The organism is Paractinoplanes ferrugineus, assembly GCF_016862195.1.
GTDB lineage: Bacteria > Actinomycetota > Actinomycetes > Mycobacteriales > Micromonosporaceae > Actinoplanes > Actinoplanes ferrugineus.
Map to the genome: position 1 here is coordinate 60,312 of NZ_BOMM01000003.1, position 22,645 is coordinate 82,956.

16 protein-coding genes, 1 tRNA gene and 1 pseudogene are annotated in these 22,645 nt (G+C 70.5%); 10 read left to right on the forward strand and 8 right to left on the reverse strand.

Annotated elements, in window-relative coordinates; all coding sequences use genetic code 11:
• The first annotated feature begins 2 nt into the window (after positions 1 to 2).
• The 5 genes from Afe05nite_RS03060 (at position 3) to Afe05nite_RS03080 (ending at position 9,804) form a co-directional block, all read left to right on the forward strand.
• Positions 3 to 1,436: a glycosyltransferase gene (locus Afe05nite_RS03060; RefSeq protein ID WP_239117508.1), complete on the forward strand. Its 1,434-nt coding sequence runs from the start codon at positions 3 to 5 to the stop codon at positions 1,434 to 1,436.
• On the forward strand, positions 1,423 to 4,938 hold the full coding sequence (locus Afe05nite_RS03065; protein WP_203815397.1) for a PQQ-dependent sugar dehydrogenase: 3,516 nt from the start codon (positions 1,423 to 1,425) through the stop codon (positions 4,936 to 4,938). The genes Afe05nite_RS03060 and Afe05nite_RS03065 overlap by 14 nt, the downstream gene beginning before the upstream one ends.
• Positions 4,939 to 5,033: 95 nt before the next feature.
• Positions 5,034 to 5,107, forward strand: a tRNA-Met gene (locus tag Afe05nite_RS03070).
• A gap of 225 nt (positions 5,108 to 5,332) precedes the next feature.
• Positions 5,333 to 6,088 (forward strand): hypothetical protein, encoded by a 756-nt coding sequence (locus tag Afe05nite_RS03075; RefSeq protein WP_203815398.1) that lies wholly within the window; start codon positions 5,333 to 5,335, stop codon positions 6,086 to 6,088.
• Positions 6,089 to 6,135: 47 nt separating this feature from the next.
• The gene (locus Afe05nite_RS03080) at positions 6,136 to 9,804 is read left to right on the forward strand and encodes a PAS domain S-box protein (RefSeq protein ID WP_203815399.1); all 3,669 of its coding nucleotides are present in this window, start codon (positions 6,136 to 6,138) and stop codon (positions 9,802 to 9,804) included.
• Here Afe05nite_RS03080 and Afe05nite_RS03085 read toward each other — a convergent pair.
• From Afe05nite_RS03085 to Afe05nite_RS03100, 4 genes are all read right to left on the reverse strand, one after another.
• Complete coding sequence (locus Afe05nite_RS03085; RefSeq protein ID WP_203815400.1) at positions 9,779 to 11,539, reverse strand: sensor histidine kinase; 1,761 nt, start codon at positions 11,537 to 11,539, stop codon at positions 9,779 to 9,781. The two genes, Afe05nite_RS03080 and Afe05nite_RS03085, sit on opposite strands and share 26 nt — an antisense overlap.
• A 74-nt stretch (positions 11,540 to 11,613) precedes the next feature.
• Positions 11,614 to 12,093 carry an SLATT domain-containing protein gene (locus tag Afe05nite_RS03090; RefSeq protein WP_203815401.1) on the reverse strand — a complete coding sequence of 160 codons (480 nt, stop codon included), beginning with the start codon at positions 12,091 to 12,093 and terminating at the stop codon, positions 11,614 to 11,616.
• A gap of 21 nt (positions 12,094 to 12,114) precedes the next feature.
• Positions 12,115 to 13,638: a DUF5305 family protein gene (locus Afe05nite_RS03095; protein ID WP_239117509.1), complete on the reverse strand. Its 1,524-nt coding sequence runs from the start codon at positions 13,636 to 13,638 to the stop codon at positions 12,115 to 12,117.
• A gap of 136 nt (positions 13,639 to 13,774) precedes the next feature.
• Entirely contained in the window at positions 13,775 to 14,242 is a 468-nt protein-coding gene (locus tag Afe05nite_RS03100; protein ID WP_203815403.1) for a hypothetical protein, read from the reverse strand.
• A gap of 270 nt (positions 14,243 to 14,512) precedes the next feature.
• On the opposite strand from Afe05nite_RS03100, the gene Afe05nite_RS03105 reads away from it, so the two are divergent.
• Together Afe05nite_RS03105 and Afe05nite_RS03110 are read left to right on the forward strand one after the other, a co-directional pair.
• Positions 14,513 to 15,211: a pentapeptide repeat-containing protein gene (locus Afe05nite_RS03105; protein WP_203815404.1), complete on the forward strand. Its 699-nt coding sequence runs from the start codon at positions 14,513 to 14,515 to the stop codon at positions 15,209 to 15,211.
• A 9-nt stretch (positions 15,212 to 15,220) separates the two neighbouring features.
• Positions 15,221 to 16,195 (forward strand): annotated as a pseudogene (locus Afe05nite_RS03110) (TerC/Alx family metal homeostasis membrane protein); the annotation flags it as partial.
• Positions 16,196 to 16,417: 222 nt separating this feature from the next.
• Here the strand turns inward: Afe05nite_RS03110 and Afe05nite_RS03115 are convergent.
• Together Afe05nite_RS03115 and Afe05nite_RS03120 are read right to left on the reverse strand one after the other, a co-directional pair.
• A complete protein-coding gene (locus Afe05nite_RS03115; RefSeq protein WP_203815406.1) occupies positions 16,418 to 17,461 on the reverse strand; it encodes a translation initiation factor 2 in 1,044 nt (347 codons plus the stop codon).
• Between the two features lie 127 nt (positions 17,462 to 17,588).
• A complete protein-coding gene (locus tag Afe05nite_RS03120; protein WP_239117510.1) occupies positions 17,589 to 18,434 on the reverse strand; it encodes a spermidine synthase in 846 nt (281 codons plus the stop codon).
• A gap of 54 nt (positions 18,435 to 18,488) precedes the next feature.
• Here Afe05nite_RS03120 and Afe05nite_RS03125 point away from each other — a divergent pair, with 54 nt between their 5' ends.
• Entirely contained in the window at positions 18,489 to 18,869 is a 381-nt protein-coding gene (locus Afe05nite_RS03125; RefSeq protein ID WP_239117511.1) for a hypothetical protein, read from the forward strand.
• Between the two features lie 3 nt (positions 18,870 to 18,872).
• Here the strand turns inward: Afe05nite_RS03125 and Afe05nite_RS03130 are convergent, their stop codons facing one another.
• Together Afe05nite_RS03130 and malQ are read right to left on the reverse strand one after the other, a co-directional pair.
• Positions 18,873 to 19,052 (reverse strand): antitoxin, encoded by a 180-nt coding sequence (locus Afe05nite_RS03130; protein ID WP_203815408.1) that lies wholly within the window; start codon positions 19,050 to 19,052, stop codon positions 18,873 to 18,875.
• Positions 19,049 to 20,992: a 4-alpha-glucanotransferase gene (gene malQ / locus Afe05nite_RS03135; RefSeq protein ID WP_203815409.1), complete on the reverse strand. Its 1,944-nt coding sequence runs from the start codon at positions 20,990 to 20,992 to the stop codon at positions 19,049 to 19,051. The genes Afe05nite_RS03130 and malQ overlap by 4 nt, the downstream gene beginning before the upstream one ends.
• 102 nt (positions 20,993 to 21,094) lie before the next feature.
• Here malQ and Afe05nite_RS03140 point away from each other — a divergent pair, with 102 nt between their 5' ends.
• Positions 21,095 to 21,349, forward strand: coding sequence for a hypothetical protein (locus Afe05nite_RS03140; RefSeq protein ID WP_203815410.1), 255 nt, complete (start codon positions 21,095 to 21,097; stop codon positions 21,347 to 21,349).
• Positions 21,350 to 21,397: 48 nt separating this feature from the next.
• Positions 21,398 to 22,636 (forward strand): chitosanase, encoded by a 1,239-nt coding sequence (locus tag Afe05nite_RS44460; RefSeq protein ID WP_307835617.1) that lies wholly within the window; start codon positions 21,398 to 21,400, stop codon positions 22,634 to 22,636.
• The last annotated feature ends 9 nt before the right edge of the window (positions 22,637 to 22,645 follow it).

A 22,645-nucleotide genomic window follows, 5' to 3' on the forward strand; every position in this document is an offset into this window, starting at 1 on the left:
CGGTGACCCAGCTAGGTGTGGAAAAGCCCACCACGACGCTGAGCTCGGAGTTGACCGCCGAGCGGCTGCTCAGCCGCGGTCAGTCGGTCGGCGGGGCGGTGGCCGGCGCGGTCATCGTGGCGTTGCTCACCCTCTCGGCCTTCGGGATCGGGCCGTCGCTGCTGCGATGGGGCCAGCTCGCGGTGGCCGCGGTCACCGTGATCTACGTCGTCGTGATCGTCTTCAAGCTGGCCATGGTCTTCCGGGCGGGCGGGGCGCCGACGTTGCGGTTCGAGCCCGAGGACCTGCGCGCCATCCCCGATTCCGACCTGGCGGTCTACTCCATCCTGGTGCCGCTCTACCGCGAGGCGTCGGTCCTGCCCTACCTGGTGGACCGGCTGTCGGCGCTGGACTACCCGGCCGACAAGGTGCAGATCCTGCTGCTGATCGAGGAGGACGACACCGAGACCCGGGCCGCGCTCACGACGATGGAACTGGCGGCCCAGTTCGAGGTGGTGATCATTCCGGATTCGCCGCCCAAGACGAAGCCCAAGGCGTGCAACGTCGGGCTGGCCCGGGCCACCGGCGAGTTCTGCGTCATCTACGACGCCGAGGACCGGCCCGAGGCCGACCAGTTGCGCAAGGCGGTCCTGGCCTTCCGGCTGCTGCCCGAACGGGTGGTCTGCGTCCAGGCCGAGCTGCACTACTGGAACCCGTGGACGAACTGGCTCACCCGGTGCTTCGCGGCCGAGTACGCCACCAACTTCAGCCTCTCGCTGCGCGGACTCGACCGGCACCGGCTGGCCATCCCGCTCGGCGGCACCTCCAACCACTTCCGCACCGACGCGCTGCGCGAACTCGGCGGCTGGGACCAGTTCAACGTCACCGAGGACGCCGACCTGGGCATCCGCATCGCCCGGCGGGGCTGGGACGTGCGGATGATGGTCTCGGTCACCGAGGAGGAGGCCAACAGTCGGCTCGGCAACTGGGTCCGGCAGCGCAGCCGCTGGATCAAGGGCTACATCCAGACCTGGCTGGTCCACTCCCGCCATCCGCTGCGGGTCTGGCGCGAGCTCGGCACCAAACGGGCCGTGGCGATGCACCTGACGCTCGGCTTCTCCACTTTCACCACGCTCGTCAATCCGATCTTCTGGGCACTGTTCGCCAGCTATCTGATCACCGGGCCGAAATATCTGGAGCCGCTCTTCCCGCCGCTCAGCCTCTATGCCGGCCTGGCCACGATGGTGCTGGGCAACGTGCTGATGTGCTACTGCCTGATGAACGGCTGCATGGAGCGTGGCCTGCACCGGGCAATGCGGGCGATGCTGACCGTACCGCTCTACTGGGGACTGATGAGCGTGGCCGCGTACAAGGCGGTCTTCCAGCTGCTGCGGCCGAGCAAGCGACATTTCTGGGAGCTGACCGAGCACGGGCTGGTCTCTCATGAGCCGGCTTAGCCTCGCGCTGCTTCTCGTCCTGGCCGTTCTCGTGGTGCCGCGACCGGCTGTCGCGGCACCACCGGCCGAGTTCGACAAGACGCTCGTCGCCGACGGGCTGGACGCGCCGACCGCGTTCCGGTTCGCCCCGGACGGAAGCATCTTCATCGCCGAGAAGAACGGCACCGTGCGGCTGTACGACCACGGCGAGCTGTCCGACCAGCCGATGATCACGGTGCCGACCGCGAACGCCGACGAGCGCGGGCTGCTCGGCCTCGAACTCGACCCGAACTTCACCGTCAACCACTACATCTACCTGGCCTACACGCACGTGGAGAACCTGGACCGGCTCAGCCGCTTCACGGTCACCGGCCACACCATCGACCCGGCCTCGGAGTTCGTGCTGATCAAGAGCAACCAGCAGGCCAACGTCTTCCACCACGGCGGCGAGGTGCGCTTCGGGCCGGACGGCAAGCTCTACTGGTCGCTGGGCATCAACGTCTACAACCCCAACGCGCCCAACCTGGGCACGATCCACGGCAAGATCCTGCGGATCAATTCGGACGGTACGATCCCGCCCGACAACCCGTTCGTCGGCACTCCCGGGGCGGAACCGGCGATCTGGGCGTACGGGCTGCGCAACACGTTCCGCTTCGACATCATCCCGGACGGGCCGAACGCCGGAAAGCCGCTCGGTGGTGACGTCGGCGGCTCGCAGTTCGAAGAGCTCAACGTCATCGAGAAGGGCGCCGACTACGGCTGGCCGAACGCCGAAGGAGTCTGCGCCGGCTGCGGTTACGCGCAACCGGTCTGGACCTACCCGCACACCCCGCCACCGGCCAGCGCCGGTTCGATCACCTCGGTGGCGGTCATCGACCATGCCGTCTTCGTCGGCGACTACACGCTCGGATTCGTCAAATACCTCACGATGGACGAGACGTACACGAGCGTCATCGCCGTGCACGACTTCGACCTCGCCGCCGGCACCCCGGTGCAGTTGGCGGCGGGGCCGGACGGCGACATCTACCAGCTCAACATCTATCCCGGGGCGCTCTACCGGATCGCGCCGTCGGGCGGCAACCGGGCGCCGGTCGCCAAGGCAGCCGCCTCGCCGGACAACGGTCTCGGCCCGCTCCAGGTGTCGTTCTCCTCAGCCGGATCGGCCGACCTCGACGGCACCCCGCTGACCTACAGCTGGAACTTCGGGGACGGCGGCACCTCCAGCTCGCGCAACCCCGCACACACGTACGCGGCCAACGGCGTCTACCACCCGACGCTTACCGTGAGCGACGGCGAGAAGTCCGATACCGCCACGATCGAGGTGCAGGTCGGCAACCGAAGACCGACCGGGGTGATCACCGCCCCGATCGCCGAGTCGCGCTACGACGCGGGCGACACGATCAGCTACACCGGCACGTCCAGCGACCCCGATCAGGGCGCCCTGCCGGCAAGCGCGTACTCCTGGTCGGTGGTGTTCCACCACGCCGACCACGTGCATCCGTTCCTCGGCCCGATCACCGGCGTCACCGGGGGCTCGTTCACCATCCCGCGGATCGCCGACAACGTCGCCACGACCTGGTACGAGATCAAGCTGACCGTCACCGACGGCGGCGGCCTCGCCCACACCTCGTCGGTGGCGGTCAAACCGAACCTGGTGCGGCTCACCTTCAAGGCCAACGTCGAGGGACTTCAGTACGCGGTCGACGGCATCCCGGCCACGGCGACGTACACCGAGGACGCGGTGGTCGGCGTGGAACGTACGCTCAGTGCCGCCTCGTCGCAGTTCCTGGCCGGGCAGCAGTACCTCTACCGGGGCTGGTCGGACGGGAAAGCCCAGACCCACGTCGTCACCACACCCGCCGTGGACGCCACCTACACGGTCTCCTTCGACCAGATCAACCCGCCGCCGGCCCCGTGGACCAGCGACGACATCGGCACCCGGACCATCACCGGGCTCTCCTCCTACGAGGACGGCGTCTACCTGGTCAAGGGCGGCGGCCACGACATCTGGGACGCCACCGACGAGTTCCGCTACGTCTATCAGCCGCTCACCGGCGCCGGCGAGATCGTGGCCCGGCTGACCGCGCAGAGTGACACCTACGAATGGGCCAAGGCCGGCGTCATGATCAAGCAGTCGGCGGCGGCCGGCGCCCCGTACGCGTTGATCGCGGTCACCCCCCGACACGGAATGCACTTCCAGGCCAAGTTCGACGAGGACGACGGCGAATTCCCGTACGCCCCGGCGAACGCGTGGATGAAGCTGACCCGGGTGGGCGACACGGTCACCGCCTACCGGTCCGGCGACGGCCTCACCTGGTCGGAGATCGGGTCGACGACGCTTGCCCTGGCGAGCACCGCCACCATCGGGCTGTTCGTCACCTCGCACGACAACAACGTGCTGTCCACCGGCGTCTTCGACAACGTCGGCGTCACCGGCGACGTGAACCCGGCACTGCCGGCGCCTTGGACCCACCAGGACGTGGGCGCGCCGGCGCGGGCCGGGAACGCGAGCGAGATCGCCGGGACGTTCACGGTGGCCGGGGCGGGCGGTGACATCTGGGGCGACGCCGACCAGTTCCACTTCGTCCACCAGCCGCTCACCGGCAACGGCACCGTCACCGCCCGGGTCGCTTCCCAGCAGGGAACCGAGGAATGGGCCAAAGCCGGGATCATGGTCAAGGCGTCGGTCACCGCCGGTTCGCCGTACGCGGCGATGCTCGTCACCCCGGACCACGGCGCCCAACTGCAGGCCAACTTCACGACCAGCCTGGCCGGCAGCGCGAGCACCGCCCCACGCTGGCTCAAGCTGAGCCGCAACGGCAACGTCATCACCGGGTACGAGTCGTCCGACGGCATCGGCTGGACGCTCACCGGCACGGTCGACCTCGGCGCCCTGCCCCCGACCGTCGAAGTGGGCCTGTTCGTCACCTCGCACGACGCCGGCTCGCTCGGCACCGCCACCTTCGACCACGTCAGCGTGGGCGCGGCGGCACCCGGCCTGCCCAGCGGCTGGCGCCAGGCCGACATCGGGGCGCCGGGGCTGCTCGGCTCGGCCTCGGTCAGCGGCACCACCTGGACCGTGGCCGGCGCCGGACACGACATCTGGAACGACACCGACCAGTTCCACTACGTGTATCGGGAACTCGCCGGCGACGGCACGATCGTCGCTCGCCCGCTCACCCAGGGCAACACCAGCGACTGGGCCAAGACCGGCCTCATGATCAAGGAGGCGGCGTCGGCCGGAACCCCGTACGTGTCCCTGTTCCTCAGCCCCGGACACGGCATCCACCTGCAAACCGGGTTCAACACCGACCTCGACGGCGGACCGGGCAGCGTACGCACCTGGCTGAAGCTGACCCGGGTGGGCGGCACAGTGACCGGTTACCGCTCGACCGACGGGGTGACCTGGACCGAGATCGGCCAGGCCGCCCTGGACGGCCCGGCCACGATCGGTCTGTTCGTCACCGCGCACAACGGCGGCGCCCTCAACACCAGCACATTCGACCAGGTGAACGTGTTGTGAGCGCCGACCCGACAGGCCGACCAAGCAGGGCTGGAGCGGGTTCGCCGACCCCGGGCGACACCACTCCAGCAGACCCGCTAAGCTTTAGAAGCCGACGCGGGGTGGAGCAGCTCGGTAGCTCGCTGGGCTCATAACCCAGAGGTCGCAGGTTCAAATCCTGTCCCCGCTACGAGTCCTAGGGGCCCTCTTTCCGCGGAAAACGCGGAGTAGGGGGCCTCTTCGCATTTCTGCTCCGGGGCCGAGCCCCGGAAGCCCCACGGAGCGTGGGTGGGGGAAGCGGAACCGTCGCGGGAGCGGAGCGGAAAGCAGCCGAAGCGAAGCGGAGAGCGGAAGCAGAGCGGCGGACGCGAAGCGGCCAAGCAGAGCGAAGCGGCGGGTGCGGGGGGAGTGGGAAGTGGGTCCGAATCCGTATGTGCCGGGGGTGTACGGGGGGGACGGGTTTCGTCCGGAGGACGGGCGCGTCGAGGCTCTGGACGGCACGTGGGCGGTGGTGGCTGACTACCACTCGTATCCGATCTGTGTGCTGCGGCGGCGGGCGGACGGGGGCGTCGAGCTGCTGCGCGGCGGCGCGGTCGTCGATGCGGTGGCGCTCTATGTGGGGGCGGCGCCGGTGGTTCGCTATCCGGGGGTCTCGCGGTGGAGCCGGCGAGGCAGGAAGCGGTGGCTCGTGGTGGCGGCACCGACGGCATATCCGAACCACGTCGGGATCGTGGCGGCCGGTGAGCAGCGGCTCACCAACCGGGCGCGGACGGAGCTGCGTGGGCCGGCGGCTGCGTTGCTGGCCGGGGCGAGAGGGAGCGCGAAACCGGTTTCGGAGCAGCTGGCGGAATGTGGTTACCGGTCGCTGGTGCGGTCCGCCGACGGGCTGTTCGAGATTCTGCACGATCCGGACAGTCCCGGGTTGCCGCTCGTCGGGCGGGGCCGGGAGCAGTGTCAATTCCTCGAGCCGGCCAGTGAGCTGTGGGTGTGGGATCCCGTCAAGGGCGGCCGGCCGATCGAGCCGTTCCGGGGGACCGTCGACGAGCTGCGGCTGTTCCACGACACGCCGAAGAGTGCGGAGACCGGCTATCCGACTCCGCACTTCCATCTCGACGACGGGCCCGACGTCGCCGAGGCCCTGATGGTGCTTCCGCGGGCAACCGCGAGGTAGCTCGGGGACGGGCTCACGAAACCGGTCGCTCGGCCGATCGGATGGGTATGAGTGTCGGCTTTCTCCAGCGGGAGAGCCTGCTGGCGGAGGCGTTCGCGCGCAGCCCGGTGGCGAAGGTGGTGGTCACCTTCGAGGCCGGTGTGCCCGGAGTGGTCGCCGAGGCCAACGCGGCCTTCTGCCGGCTGGTGGCGCGCGAGCACGACGAGTTGGTCGGTGCTCCCTGGCGCACGCTGTGCGCCGAGGACTCGGCCGTGGGGCAGCTGGGTGTCGAGGCGCCGGCTCCGTGCGTCCTTCGCCGGCCGGACGGGACACGGGTACGGGCGTCCGGTTCGGTGGTCGCGCTGCGGGACTCGGGTACGGCGTACGCGATGGTCGAGGTGGTGGAAAGCCGGGACGCCGAGACCGAGCGGCTGCGCACCACCATCGACGTACAGCAGGAGATCTCCGCGGTGGCCCGGGACCGGGACGCGGTGCTGAAACTGATCGCCGACCGCACCCTCGAGGTGCTGTCGTCCGGCGACAGCTGTGTGGTCCTCCTGATCGACCCGGCCGAGGGGCTGCTCCGCGCGGCGGCCCGGTCCGGGCGGTCGACCGGGCCGACTCTGCCGCCGATGCCGCCGGCCGGCTCGCTGCCCGGGGTCGCCCTCGCGACCGGGCGCACCGTGCGCTGCGACGACACCGAGACCGACCCGCGCGTCGACGCGGTGCTGAGCGGCCTGTCCGGCAACCGCTCCCTGGTGGTCGCTCCGCTGTCGGAGGTCGACGGCTCGCCCCTCGGCGCGCTGCTGGTCGCCGGCCGCCGACCGCACTCGTTCGACGATGGTGACGAGCAGCAGCTCACGCTGCTGGCCCAGGCGCTCAGCGGGGCTCTGCGCCACGCCGGTGCGGCCGCCGAGAACGCCCTGCTGCTGGAGCGCGCGCGGGCCGCGGTGCGGGCCCTTGCCAAGGAACAACAAGCCACGCTGTCCGCGGTGGAGCAGCTGGTACGCAGTGAGCGGCGGTTCGCCTCGGTCTTCAAGCACGGACCGGTGGCCAAGATCGTGGTCGGGTTGCGGGCCGGTGACCTCGGCCGGATCATCCACACCAACCCCGCCTTCCACGACATCTTCGGCCATCCCGTGGCCCGGGTCGGCGGGCTGCGGATGACCGACCTGATCGTCGAGGAGCAGGCCGGCGAGCTCGCCGCGGTGCTGGGCGGGCTGGCGAGCGGCCACGACCCGGGCGGCGAGCGGGAGGTGGTGCTCCGGCGGGCCGACGGCCGGCCGGTGACGGTCACGGCGTACACGTCGGTGATCGAGGACGAGGGCAGTCCGCAGACCGCGGTGATCCAGTTTCTCGACGTGACCGCCGCCCGCGAGGCGCAGGCCGGGCTGACCCGCAGTGAGGAGCAGTTCCGCACCGCCTTCGACTCCAGCCCGATCGCCATGCTGATAAGCGACGAGCAGGCCCGGATCCGGCAGGCGAACCCGGCCGCGGAGGCCCTGACCGGCCGGAGCGGCACCGAGCTCGACGGTCTGTCGACGAACGAGCTCATCGACGAACAACGGTGGCGGGTGGCCGCCACCGAGGACTTCATCGAGGAGCAGGTCCGGCGACCGGACGGCAGCACCGTGTGGGTGCGGGCGACGCTGTCGATGATTCCCGGCCTGAACCAGGGCCGGTGGCGGCTGGTCCAGGCCCAGGACATCACGGCCGAGCGGGCCGCCGCCGACGTCGTCAAGCGGCAGGTGGAGCGCCTGCGGACCACACTGGACCTGCAGCGCGAGGTCACCGCGGTGGCCGCCGACCGCGACGCCACCCTGCGAGTCATGGCCGAGCGGTCCCTGCGGGTGTTCGGGGCGGCGGTGGCGAGCGGGGTGGTCCTGCTCGAGGGCGAGCAGCTGCGTTGTGTCGCCGCGGCCGGAACCCTCTCGGCGGCGGCCGGTCAGGTCATCTGCGCGACCGGCACCTTCACCGGGCTGGCGCTGGCCACCGGCGGGACCGCGTCGTGCCCGGACACCAGCGTCGACGACCGGGTCGACCGGGCGGCCTGCGCCCAGCTCGGCGTCGCCGCCGCGATCACCTCCGCCCTCTACGCCGACAACCGGATCATCGGCTCGCTGACCATCACCTCGGACCGGGCGTACGGCTTCGACGACACCGACGAGCAGCACCTCGCACTGCTGGCGGACAGCCTCAGCTCGGCCCTGCGGCACGCCGACGACGCCGCCCGCAATGCCGCCCTGCTCGCCGAGCGCACCGAGTCGCTCGCCGTGCTGCGCCGGCACGCCCGGATGCTCGAGCTGATCCCGGCCGCCGTCATCGTGCGCGACCTCGACGGCACCATCCGCTGGTGGAACGCCGGTGCCACCGAGCTGTACGGCTGGTCCGCCGAGGAGGCGCTCGGGCGGATCACCCATGAGTTGCTCGGCACCGCCTTTCCGGATGGCGCGTCCCGCGACGAGCTACGCGATCGGCTGCTCATCGACGGCCACTGGGACGGTCCGCTCGAACACCGCACCGCCGACGGCTCCACCGTCATCGTGCTCAGCCGGTGGGCCCTGCACCGGCCGGACAGCAGCACCGACGCCCAGGTTCTGGAGATCAACGCGGACGTCACCGCCGAGCGGACCGCCGAGCGGGCCCTCGCCGAGAGCGAGCAGCGCTTCCGCGGCCAGTTCACCAACTCCGCCGTCGGACAGGTCATCTGCGAGCTCGACGGCCGGATGCTGGCGGTCAACCCGGCCTTCAGCCGGCTCGTCGGCCATCCCATCGCGGAGCTGGTCGGCCGGGCCGACCGTGGGCTGGTGGACGCGGAGGACGGCACCGGCCGCGCCGAGCGTCTCGCCGAGCTGCTGTCCGGCCGCGCCGACTTCTACCACGTGGAGGGCCGGCTTCAGCACGCCACCGGCCGCTGGGTCGACGTGGATGCCACCATCTCGCTGGTCCGCGAGTCCGACGGAACGCCGAAGCACGTGCTGGCCGCGATCGTCGACATCTCCGACCGGCGCACCGCCGAACGGGCCCGCGACGCGGCGGCCGAGGAGCTTGCCGTCCGCAACGACGAACTGGAGGCCGCCCACCAGCTCCGGTACGACATCGTCGGTATGCTCGGGCACGAGATCGGCAACCCGCTGTCGTCGATCCGCGGTTACGCCGAGGTGCTCGTCGACGACTGGGCGGCCCTCGACGCGGCTCGCCGGACCCGCTCCATCGAAGCCATTCACCGGCAGGCGCAACGACTTGACGAGATCGTCCGGGACATCCTGGCGATGGTCACCATCGACTCCGGTGTCCTCACCGCCCACCGGCAACAGTTGTCGGTCCACGATCAGATCCGCCAGGCGCTGGTCGGCGGCCACGAGCACGTACCGGTCGAGGGCGCCGACGCCGAGGTGCTCGCCGACCCCGGCCAGCTCCAGCAGATCCTCACCAACCTGTTGAGCAACGCCGACAAGTACGCCGGTGGCGCCACCGCCGTGCGCATCACCACGGGGAGCGGGCGGGTGCGCCTGCACGTCGTCGACGACGGTCCCGGCGTACCCGAAGAATTCCGCAGCCGGTTGTTCGACCGCCTCAGCCGGGCCGCCCGCGACGCCGGCCAGGTCGGCGGCACCGGACTCGGCCTCTACATCGTCCAGGGCCTCGCCCAGGCCAACCGCGGTGACGTCGGTTACGAGCCCGGCCGGGACGGTGGCTCGGTTTTCGTCGTCAGCCTCGAGGAGTCGGCAGGGTGAACCAGAAACGGCTCCCGCCGCCGTCGTTGGCGTCCACGCCGACCGTGCCGCCGTGTCGGGTGACGATCCGCTGCACGATGGCCAGGCCCAGCCCGGTGCCCGGATAGCGTTCGCTGCCGCCGGCCCGGGTGAACGCGTCGAACACCGTGGCCCGCTGCTCGTCGGGGATGCCGATGCCGTGGTCGGCCACCTCGATCCGGGCCGCGCCGTCGACCACGGTCGCGCTCACCGTGATCTCCGCGGCCCGACCCGCCGGCGTGTACTTGAGGGCGTTGCCGATCAGGTTGTCGAGGATCTGCCGCACCAGCGTCGGATCGCCGAGAACCATCGGCAGCTCGCCGTGATCGACTCGCGGCGCCGGTTCGATCGGCGCGCTGCCGAGCCGCTCGGCCAGGACGCTGTCCACCACCTCGCCGAGTTTGATCTCCATCGTCCGCAGCGAATTGCTTTCCGCCATCGCGTACGCGAGGAGGTCATCGATCAGGCCACGCATCCGAGTCGCACTGCCGCGGACCCGCGAAAGGTAGTTGATCTGTCGTTCGGTCAGGTTTTCACCGTCGTCCTCGGCGAGCAGATCCGAGTAACCGAGCACGCTCATGAGCGGGCTGCGCAGGTCGTGCGCGACCACTCCGGCGAAGGCGACCAGCTCCTCCTCCCGGCGGCGCAACTGCTGTTCGACCGCCTCCCGCCGGGTGATGTCGTGCCGCAGTTCGGCGGTCGCCTCGTCGACCCGGCGCAACGCCCGGTCGCGCGAGGTCACCACGGCCGCGGTCAACGCCGCCAGCAGCAGCGTGAGCAGCCCGCCGACACCGACGGCGATCCTCGGCAGCCAGGCCTCGGCGGCCGGCCGCAGCCGTTCGGTCGCGGCCACGGTCAGACTCCACTGGTCCTTGGGGAACGGCAGCACCATCGTGCGGGCCGGGATCGAGTCGTCCAGCCGGGCCGCCGGGCGCCACGTCGCGATCGGGACCGCCGTGCCGTCCACCAGGTCGGCGAATTCGACGCTCACCGACTCCCCGGCGATGACCCCGACCGTCTGTCCGAGGAAGTCGCTGCCTCGGAACGTCATCGTGATCCAGCCGCGGAACTGGCCGGCCTGGCTGGGTGGCGAGGTCGCGTAGACCGGCGCGGCCATCACGAAGGACAGCTCGCCGCCACCGGCGGGCCGGAACGTGTGGCCGGTCGCGACCATCCCGCTCGACCGGGCCGCCTGCAACGCCGCCGCCACCTCGGGGGTCGCCCGGGAGTCGGATCCGAGCCGGAGTGTGCCGCCGTCCAGCGCCCGGCCGAGCACCGCGAAGGCATGCCGGCCGTCGCCCGGTTCCGGGTCGAGGGTGAGCCCGCTGCTGCCACGGCCACGCCAATGGGCCTGAAGTGCGGGAACATCCGCGGTGGTGGCCGGTACGAAGTAGTTGATCTCGGTTGCGCCGGGCAGTCGCTGCGAGTTGATGGTCGCCGTCATCGCGGCGAACTCCTCGGCCCACAGCACCGACTGAGCGCCCACCGCGGCCGACAGATCGGACAGTGCCAGCCCGTACTGAATGATCTCCGCCGTGATCACCTTGGCGACGGTGTCCTGCTCCTGCGCGAACGCCCGCTCCGCCGCCCGGTGCGCCGACACATGCAGGGTGGTGGCGGCGAGCCCGGTGCCGAGCGCCCCGAGCAGCACGACGAGCGCGACGACCACCCCGGAGCGCCGCCCGAGTCCGCGCTCGGCGTTCACCTCCCGGGCCACCATTTCGACGCTACGCGGACGAGCGACTCGAGACGGCCGTTTCCGCCGTGCGCGCCAGGCCGGGCGCGGCCGGCTCAGGCCGCCGGTCCGGGCTGGGCCTTCTCCCGGCGACGACGGCCCCAGCTGCGGGTTTCGGTCAGAACCAGGGCGTCGATCGCGGCGACCAACTCCTGCCGGCGCTGTGCCGTGCGCTCGGCGTCAGCCAGCAGGCGGTACTGGCTGATCTCGGCGGTGGCCTTGGCCCGGGCCTCGGAGGCGGCGAGCCAGTCGTCGTGCCACGAGACGATGCGGCGCAGGCCGGCCAGGAAGGCCACCAGCGCGGCGACGGTCGCGGTGATCCACGGCGGCGCGCTGAGCGCGGCCAGGACGGTGGCGGCACCGGCGAGGAACAGGGCGCCGGCTTCGGAGATGACATAGCGACGACGGGTCCGGCGCATCTGCGCCCCGTACCACTCCGCCTGCACCATGGCGTGGACCAGGGCCCGGTCGGCGAGATCGTCGTCGGAGAGCCGTTCGTCGATCTCGATGAGCTGCTGTCGCTGCGCACGGTTCACCGGCACAGTGTGCCGGGATGGTCAAGAGACCGGCGAGGCCTCGGTGCGATGCTTGCCCGCCGCGCTCTGATCGATCAGTTCCACATTCTGCAGAGTCGGTTCGCCGTCGAGCGGCACCCGATAGCGATAGGTGATTCCCTCGTCGCGCACCACGAAGTCGTCGGCCTCGGGCCGCCGCCACGTGAGAATCATCTGACCGTAGCGTTCGGAGAGTCGGACCAGCGCCGGGAAGTTGTCGACGTTGACCACCGGCTTGCCGGGCGGGCTCGCCATCGGTTCGACGTGCACGAGCAGCTGGGGATAGCGGCGCTCGATCTCGGCCCGGGTCCGCACCGGCAGCTTGCGCAGGGCCGCGAAAAGGACCAGGGCGGCGATCACCACGGCACCGAGCAGGGCGAGGAACGCGTACGAGCGGGCCTGTGAAGCCGTCAGCAAGGAATGCCCGAACACCGTTATCTCGCGCGCCACCACGAGGTCGGGCGCGGTGGTGTCGGTCTCGGTCACGAACTTCGCCCCCTGACCGGGACTCAGCTGGACCGGGCTCACCACCAGTTGCAGGGGCGCGACCAGGTTGTTCAGGCCGGGCGAGGTGACCTGCGCGACCAGGCCCACGGCCACCTGGCCCTTGGGCCCGCTGCCGATCGCGGCGGTCGCCTCGTCGGCCCGGGCGACCAGGGCCGCGAGGTCGAGGGGAACGGTGGCGTCGAAGCGGGTCGCGGTGAAAGCCGTCGTCTTGACCAGGGTCTGACTCGTGTGCCAGCCGGTCCCGTTGGTAAGCGTGGCGGTCAGCGTGAAGGTGCCGGCCGGACCGTCGTAACGCGCGTTGACGGTCACCCGGTCGGCGAGCCGTCGGAAGATCGGGTCGGGTGACCGGGCCGTCGTGCCGTCGTAGGCGGCCGACAGCGGCACCTTCGCGGAGTAGGCGTACGTGATCGACTGGGCCGGCGTCCGGGCGGCGGCCTTTCGCTCGGCGACCGGCTTCATCCAGCCGAGAACTCCCAGGACCAGGGCCAGCAGCAACAACGAGGCGGCGGTGGCCGCGGCCGCGCGCAACATCGGCGACAGGCGCTCGACCGCCTTGTACACCGCCGCGGCGGACGCCCATGAGCCTGTCTGGCCGGACGACATGGCCTTCACCCTTTTCTTCCGGCGACCGCGCGGGATGTCCCGGCGTGTCCGCGCCGTCATGGCCGACCCGCTGATGACCAGGAAGGTGAGCATGCCGATGCCGCTCGGGCCCAGCAGCGGTTTCAGCCAGATGCTGCCGTGCGGAACGCGCAGGACGGCGCGGCCGATCATCTCCTCGGTCGTGGGGGTGAGCAGGTCGGTGGACTCGTTGTTGTCGCCCCGCATCACGAATCCCGAAGAGCCGCTCCCGCCGATGATGCGATGCAGGACCCGCTGCCCGGGACTTTTCCCATGATAGGCGGCGATCTGCCCGACCTGGTACGAATCGGCCTTCACGACGAAGACCAGGTCGTTCTGGTAATAGACCGGGTTCATGCTGACGCCCTGGGTGACGACGTAACCGATCCGGTCCGTCATGACCGCCCAAGCACCGATGGCCGCCATCCCAAGGATGGCGGCCACGAGGTAGGTGCGAACGGATTTCTGGATCGGTTTCCCCCGGGCTCGCGAAGCTGATGTCAGCCTCGCATCGCGAGTTACCGGATGAAGTGGGTTAGGCGATCGCCAGTCCGACATTGGTGATACCGGCGTAGTAACCGGCGGCGACGGGAGTGGTGTCCATGGTGTCGCACGTGACGGTCGACGTGGCGGCGGTAAGCACGACCGCGGGCGCGGAGGCGTGCAGGATCGGGCCGCCGCTGATGTTGCCGCTGCACGACCACTGGGTCGCCGGGGCGGTGAGCGTGCCGCCGGTCGGAGTGATGGTGAGCGTCTTGCCGTTGGCGCCGGCGACGACCACCACGATCCTGGTGGTGTGGCTGCCGGTGCCGTCGGTCGTGAGGGTGACCGAGTTGATCGTCGCGCCGTTGATCACCTGGGTGACAGTGCCACCGATGAACTGGTTGTCGCCGGTGACACCGGGGGTGCTGCCGCCGGCGAAGGAGACACCGGAGCCGGTAAGCGCGGTGGTGCCCGCCGCGACGATCCCGGCCGCTACGACTCCACCGGCGATCTGAAGCATGCCCAACGAACGCATAGGATCAATTCCCCTTGTTTCGGCAGCCAGCCGGACGATCGCCCTCGTGGCCTGGAGTTCGGTGGGCTTCCGTGCGCACCGTTTGACACCTGATGAATCGGTCGCGGACGGTTGCTCGTAAATATTTCGGCCGGGTTCTCCGGCGTTTTCCGAGGGGATTTCCGGCCGGTCCGACCCACGGGTTGCCGTGACCGTGCTGACGCACCTCGAGTCCCGCAACGGCCACCGGGGACGCGGTCTGGGAGAATGGCCGAGATGGGCGAACGGGTGCTGCAAGCGGACTGCGCGAGTTGCGCGGGGCTCTGCTGCGTCGTGCCGGCCTTCGTGAAATCGTCAGACTTCGCGATCACTAAAGCCGCCGGCCGGGCCTGTCCCAATTTGTCGGACCGATTCCGGTGCACCATTCACGAGAAGCTCGACGAAAAGGGCTTCCACGGGTGCGTGGTGTTCGACTGTTTCGGGGCGGGGCAGCGCATCACCCAGGAGAACCCCGGTGCCGACCTGTCGACCGTGCGGCAGTTGCACGAGCTGATGTGGTTGCTGACCGAGGCGCTGAAGCTCGACGCCGCGACGCCCGTACACAAGAAGATGCGCGACGCCCTCGCCGAGATCGATCACCTGGCGGGCGGGACGCCCGCGGCCGAGCAGGCCGAGGCGCAGCGGCGGAAGGTCAACCCGCTGTTGCTGAAAGCGAGTCACCTGGCTCGGGCCGGCACCAAGCGGGCCGATCATCGCGGGGCCAACCTGATCGGTCGCAGGATGCGCGGCGCCGATCTGCGGGGGGCGAGTCTGCGGGGCGCGCTGTTGATCGGGGCCGACCTGCGTGGCGCCGATCTCCGGCGGGCTGATTTCACCGGCGCCGACCTGCGCGGGGCCGATCTGCGCGGGGCCGATCTCGAAGATGCCCTTTTCCTGACGGGTTCACAACTGCGCGCGGCGGTCACTGATCCCTAGGATGTGCCCATGCTGTGGCTGCTGACCGTTCTGGGCATTGTCGGTCTGCTGCTCTTCGACTTCTTCTTCCATGTGCGCAAGGCGCACGTGCCGACACTCGGCGAGGCCGCCCGCTGGACGGCGATCTACGTGTCCATCGCGCTGCTGTTCGGGCTCGGCGTCACGATCTTCGGTGGCGGGCAGATGGGTGCGGAGTACTTCGCCGGCTATGTCACCGAGGAGGCGCTGTCGGTCGACAACCTCTTCGTCTTCCTGTTACTGCTGTCCAGCTTCAAGGTGCCGCGGGCGGACCAGCAGAAGGTGCTGCTCGTGGGCATCGCGGTGTCGCTGGCGGCGCGCACCGGGTTCATCTTCCTGGGTGCCGCGCTGATCAACTCGTTCGCCTGGGTGTTCTACCTGTTCGGCCTGATCCTGCTGCTCACGGCCGGCAACCTGCTGCGCGAGCAGGGGCGCGACGACGACGAGACGCCCGACAACTTCGTGATCCGGGTGGCCCGCCGCTTCCTGAGCACCTCGGACGTGTACGACGGCGACAAGCTCTTCACCGACCAGGACGGCCGTCGCGTGATGACGCCGATGCTGCTGGTCATGGTCGCGATCGGCGGCACCGACATCCTGTTCGCGCTCGACTCCATCCCGGCCATCTTCGGCTTGACCCAGAACGTCTACCTGGTCTTCACCGCGACCGCGTTCTCCCTGCTGGGCCTGCGCCAGCTGTACTTCCTGATCGACGGGCTGCTCGACCGGCTGGTCTACCTGTCCTACGGGCTGGCCGCGATCCTGGCGCTGATCGGCGTGAAGCTGATCCTGCACGCCATGCACGAGAACAACGTGCCGTTCATCAACGACGGCGACCCGATCCACGCCGCCGAGATCTCCACCGGCCTGTCCCTGACGCTCATCGTCGGCATCCTGACCCTCACCGTGGTGGTCTCGCTGCTGAGCCCGAAGGGGCGGGCGCAGACCTCGGTGGCCGCCGCCCGCCGGCGCGCGCTGGAGTTCCTCGACATCGAGTCCGACCCGAACTACTGCGACGAGATCTTCCACCGCCTGCTCGACGAGGAGAAGCAGTTGTCGCAGCTGCCGGAGCGCTACCGGAAGCGCGTCCGGGCGCAGGAGGAGCTGATGGCGCTGATCCGCCGAGCCCACGAGGAGCACACCGCGCGGGTGGCGGACGGCCGCTGTTTCGCGCCCGCCGACCCCGGATCAGATGGGACGCGCTGAGCCCAACTCGTCGTCGACCGACCGGCGCTGGTTGAGGCCGCGGTTGCGGGCCGAGTTGGCGGCGAGCCGGGCGGCGGTGCGGCGCACCTGCTCGGCGCGGTCGGGCTGCTCGCCGGGGCCGCCGAGGTAGGCGGAGAGGTTGGTGCTCTGCGGCTGCCCGAAGTCGCGGCCGGCGACCAGGTTGGCGACCCGGGCGGCCAGGTCGGCGGCGCGGGCCGCGAGATCGGGCGTGCCTCGCAGGGTGGCGGCGTCGGCGGGCTGGGCCGGGCGGACCCCGGCGGCGGAGTCGAAGCCGGGCCGCGGGACCTGCGGCGGGGTGGTGCCGAACCCGGGGTCATCGGCCACCGGCCACGCGGTGCCGGCGGCGGGCGTGGCCCATTCCGAGGCGGGCGCGGACCATTCCGAGGCGGAGGCCGGGACCGCTGCCGAGGCGCTGTAGGAGGGCTGCGGCTGGGGCTTGCGCGCCGGGGTGACCGCCACCGAGCCGAGCAGCGACACGGTCTGGCCCTCGCCGCCCTGGTAGTTGCTGAACTCGGGGCCGATCACGAGCCGGGACAACATGCGAACCTGCGGGGCCGGGATGCCGAGCTCGGCGGCGTGCTCGACGCGGTAGCGCGCGATCGCCTGTCGTAACACGTTGGCCAGGCGGTCGGCGTCACCGACGGTGGCGATGTCGCCGCCCGCGAAGACCAGCGCCGGGAACGTGCCACTCGGACCCGCGCAGACCAGCTGGATCTGGGTGACGGTGGCGGAGCGGCCGGAGTCGCGGTTGCCCGGCTGTACCCGCAGGTGTTGTGGCCAGGGCCAGGGCAGATCGCCGGTGGAGCCGGTGGCGGCATCCCGGTAGATCACCCGGTCGTCGGTGACGAAGACCTCGGTCTCCTCCGGCAAGGTCCAGCGCGGCAGCGAGCTGGGCTCCTCGAACGCGTACTCCGCCACGGCGCAGCGGCCGCTCCAGAGCACGCGTGCGCCGGCCGTGTCACCGGCGGACGTGCCCGGCTCGGCCAGGAAAAACTTGTCGATCATGCGCCTACCCCCCAGTCGGCGACCGCGAGAGGAACGCGGCTGGCTCCGATTACATCCGAGTAACTTCGGCCGCGACAAGTCACCGGTGGGGATTCACACCGGATTTGTTGACAACAACGCGACTTAGTTACTTTCTGTTACTGAACAATCCCGCTGGGGGGACGGGCGAGGCGACCGCGTCACTGTCGGTGACAGGTGCAACGCCACCGGTAAATCGATAAAGATCAGTTTCTACCCGGCCCGGGAACCAGTCGCCGGCGGCGCGGCGGGTGAGCTCGGCGATCGGGGGCGGGATGCGACCGGCGAGCACCACGAGGTTGCCGAACCGGCGGCCGCGCAGCACCGCGGCGTCGGCCACCAGGCACGCCTCGGGCAGCGCCGCGCGGATCGTGGCGACCTGACCGCGGGCGAACTTCAGCGGCGGGCCGTCGGCGACGTTGGCAACCAGCCAGCCGGCCGGGGCCAGCACCCGGGCCACCTGCTGGACGAACTCGGCCGAGGCGAGGTGGGCGGGGGTGCGCGAGCCGGCGAAGACGTCCAGGACGACCAGGTCGTAGCCGGCCTCCCGGATGCCCTCGACGGCCGCGCGGGCGTCGGCCACACGTACCCGGATCGAAGCCTTGGCCGGAAGCGGCAGCTCTCGCCGCACCATCTCGACGAGCGGTCCGTCGATCTCCACCACCCGCTGCGGGGAGCCGGGCCGGGTCGCCGCGACGTATCGGGGCAGCGTGAGTGCCCCGCCGCCGAGGTGCAGCACACGCAGCGGTTGCCCGGGTGGCGCGATGAGGTCGATCGCCGCGGCCATCCGCCGGATGTACTCGAACTCGAGGTGGGTGGGGTCGCGGAGGTCGACGTGGGACTGCGGGGCGCCGTCGAGCAGCAGGGTGAACGACTCGGGCCGGTCAGCTTCTCCGATGAGCTCGGCAACCCCGGAGGCGACCGTCTCGACGATCCTTTTATTGCGAAGCGACACATTAATCCTTGAAATAGCCATATACGACGTGGTGCGGCTTTTAAGCTGGTTACCGTGACAACGAGCGACGTGCTGGCCCAGAGCATCGGAGACGAGCCGCGCCGCCCGGCCGGACCCCCGCCGATGGCCGCGATGCCCGCGATCCTGGCGGCGGCCGAGGTGGCGGCCGGTCCGCCACTGCGCATCCGCCGCCACGAGTCCGATGACGGCCAGTACTTCTGGCGCTGGGACTGCGAGGACTGCGGTGAGTACGGCGGCGGCCGGCACCACGAGGACGCGGTGATCCGAGCCATGCGGCACTGCACCGAACACCCGGAGCACCGCTCCTCGCTGCTGCCGCCGGCCCTGTGCCGGCAGCGGGACCAGTTCCTCCCGCTGCACCCGATGCTGTTCGCCGTGGACGACGACCCAGGGCCGGAACCACTCGTCGGCTAGGCCTTACGGCCGGGTGTCACCCTCGCCGGTGCGCTTCTGCGCCTCGTCGACGCCCTTGTCGATGTGCGTCGTGTACTTGTGCCCGGTCCGCTTGTCGACCTCGGCGCCGACCTTCTCGAGCGCCTGGTCGACCTGCTCGTCGTGCTTGTCGATGAAGTCTTTGGCCTTGTCCAAGAAGCTCATCGGCTCTCCTTCGGGTCTCGGTTGCGCAAGATCGCCGCGGTCCGCTCGATGCGTGGGTCGGCGGCGATCTGCTCAAGGCTAAGCCGCAGCGGCATCCGCCAGTTCGGGTACTCGTCGAAGGTGCCGGGCAGGTTCGGCTGATCGAGTTCACCGAGCACGTCGTAGAGGGACGCTGTGATCAGCCGGGCCGGCGTGCGAGCCAGGAACTCGTGCATCGCGACCACCACCTCGTCGTCGGTGCTCGCCTCGGTGATCAGACCCTCGTTGGCCAGCGCCAGCCGGAGCCGGGTGCGGTCCAGCTCCGCCGCGGCCCGCTCGTCCGCCACCGAGCCGGCCAGCTGACCCAGCTCGGCGCGCACCTTCACCTGCTCACCCACGAGGAAGCCGGCCGCGGTCGGCAGGTCGTGGGTGGAGACCGTGGCGAGTGCGTTGCGGGGGTACTCCGACGGTGGGTAGAAGACCTGCTCCGGGTTTGCCCAGTCGCGGGTGAACCAGAGCACCGCCGAGCCGAGCATGTTCATCCGCTCCAGGCCCTCGGTGACCGCCGGCTGCACGGTGCCGAGATCCTCGCCGATCACCACGGCCCCCGCCCGGCTCGCCTCCAGGGCCAGGATGCCGAGCATCGCCGCCGGGTCGTAGTGCACGTAGGTGCCGCTGTCGGCGGGCATGCCCGGCGGCACCCACCAGATCCGCCACAGCCCGGCCACGTGGTCGACACGCAGTCCGCCGGCGTTCTTGAAGATGCGCCGCAGCATGTCCCGGTAGGCCGCGTAGCCGGTCTCGATGAGCTGGTCCGGCCGCCACGCGCTCAGCCCCCAGTCCTGACCGAGCTGGTTGAACGCGTCCGGCGGGGCGCCGATGTGCACCCCGGCGGCCAGCACGTCCTGCAGCAGCCAGCCGTCCGCCCCGGCGGGGTCGGTGCCGACGGCGAGGTCGAGCACCACACCGACCGGCATGCCCTCGGCCCGGGCCGCCTCGTTGACCGCGCCCAGCTGCTGGTCGACGAGGCGCTGAAGCCACACGTGGAAGGCGATCCGGTCGCTGTGGAACGCGCGTACGGCGGGGGAGTCGGGGCGGCGCAGCTCGGCCGGCCACTCCTGCCAGTTGGCCCCGTGGAGCTCGGCCAGGGCGCAGAACCGGGCGAAGTCGGTGAGCTCCGGATCGGACTCCAGATCCACCTCGCCGGCCAGCGGCCACAGTGTCTCCAGGGCGGCCCGCTTCGCCTGCCACACCCGGCTGTAGTCGATCAGCTTGGTGGTGGCCGGCTTGAACGCGTCGACCTTCGCGCGCAGCGGCGGATCGGCCCGCCGGTACTCGGCGGTGTCCTCGATGCGCAGGTAGATCGGGTTCGCGAAGCGGCGGCTCGACGGCGAGTACGGCGAGGCCGGCACCGGCAACGTCGGGGTGATCGCGTGCAGCGGGTTCAGCAGGATCAGCCCCGGCCGGCCCGACTGTCCGATGAAGGTGCGCAGGTCACCCAGGTCACCCAGGCCCCACGAGTGGTCCGAGTGCAGGGCGTAGAGCTGGAGCATCCAGCCCCAGGTGTCGGGGGCCGCGGGCAGCTCGCCCGGCACCACCACCAGCGTGATGTCCTGCCCGCCCAGCCGCAGCCGGTGCCAGCCGAGCGGCAGGTCGGCCGGAATCCCGGCGGTGACCTCGCGGCGGCCGCCGTCCTCCAGCTCGATCGTGCCGGGACCGGGCAGCTCCCGGCCGGTGCCCTCGCGGACCACCAGGGTCCCCGGCAATCGGCCCAGACCGTCGCGCTCGTGCACCGCGACCAGCGCGGACTTGATCGCCTCCGGGGTGGTGGCATCGACTCCCAGCAGACCCAGGACACCCACGACCGACTCGGCCGCGACCTCCTTGCGCTTGCGGTGCCAGTCCTCGTACCACGTGGCCACCCCGTGTGCCTCGGCCAATGCGACCAGATCGGCGTCCATCCGGAAACCCTTTCGCTCGGTACCCTGCCTCATACCCTGCCCGAAGCTCCTTAATAGGGACAGCGTGTGTGGCACTTGCGCAGTTCGGGCACCATGGGGCCCATGTCTTCTGTAGTGAAGTGGTGGTCCCGGACGGCCGCGGCAGTGACCGGCTTGATGCTCACTCTGGTCGTGCCGGTGCACGCATGGGCGGCGAGCAACGGCGTGGCCGATGTGGCGATCGAGGCGGCCAAATATCGGACCCGGCGCCGGGGCTTCGGGTTCTTCGGATTCGCTGCGGTGTGCTGCATCGCCGTGGTGGCCGGGGTCGGGCTCATCGTGTTCCTGATCGTTCGGAGCCGGCGCCGGAAGAAGTAATTCCGCCAAGCGGCAGCGGCCGGGCGGGGCCCGACCTAGCGTTGAAGGATGCGGATGCGCCGGCGGACACTCGCGCTGGGCGCCGGCATCTCGGTGCTGGTGTGTGTCCCGCTGGCCGTCTCGATCGGTGCCGGTGCCGCCAGCGACGTGCTCATCTCCCGGGACCGCACCGCCGTGGCCTCCTCGGTGCGGGGGTCGCAGTGGGTTGCCGGCAAGGTCACCGACGCCGACCCGGCCAGCCGCTGGGCCAGCACCGACGGTCCCGGCACCCAGTGGGTCCAGGTCGACCTCGGGGCGATCCGCAAGGTCGACCGGGTGCGGCTGCGGTGGGACGACGGGTTCGCCCGGACCTACCGCGTGCAGACCTCGGTCGACGGAGCCAACTGGACCGACGTCTATGCGACCCGCTCCGGTAACGGCGGCACCGACGACCTGAAGCGGCTCGGCGGCTCCGGCCGGTTCGTGCGGGTGCTGGCCATCCAGCGTGGCCGGGCGACCGGCGGCTATTCGCTGGCCGAGGTCAAGGCGTACGGGCCGGAGGCCACCCCGTTGCGGACGGTCACCCCGGTGAGTGGCGCCCTGGCCGCCGGGCTCGACGACGGCCGGAAGAAGGAGATCGCGCTCGAGCTGGTGTCGAGTGCGGAGAACTCGACTCTCGACTGGCGCAGCGCGTACTCCTACATCGAGGACATCGGCGACGGGCGCGGTTACACGGCCGGCCTCGTCGGGTTCTGCTCCGGCACCTCGGACATGCTCGACCTGGTGAACGAGTACACCCGGCGCAAGCCGCAGAACGTGCTCGCGCCCTATCTGCCGGCCCTGCGTACGGTCGATGGCTCCGACTCGCACGCCGGCCTCGACCCTGGCTTCCCGACCGCCTGGCGGGCGGCGGCCCGCGACCCGATCTTCCAGAAGGCGCAGGAGGACGAGCGGGACTGGATGTACTTCGACCCGGCCGTGCGCATGGCGCGGGCCGACGGTCTGCGGGCGCTCGGCCAGTTCGCCTACTTCGACGCGGCCGTCATGCACGGCGTGTCGGGGCTGCGCGGCATTCGCTCGAGCGCCTTGCGTGCCGCGAAAGCGCCGTCCGACGGCGGTGACGAGATCGCCTATCTCGACGCGTTCCTGGACGCCCGGGCGGCCGAGATGCGCACCGAGGAGGCACACAGCGACACCAGCCGGGTCGACACCGGTCAACGGGTTCTGCTGCGGCGGGCCAACCTGGATCTGATCGGCCCGCTGACCTGGAAGGTCTACGGCGACACCTACCGGATCGCCGCCGACTAGAAGCCGGCG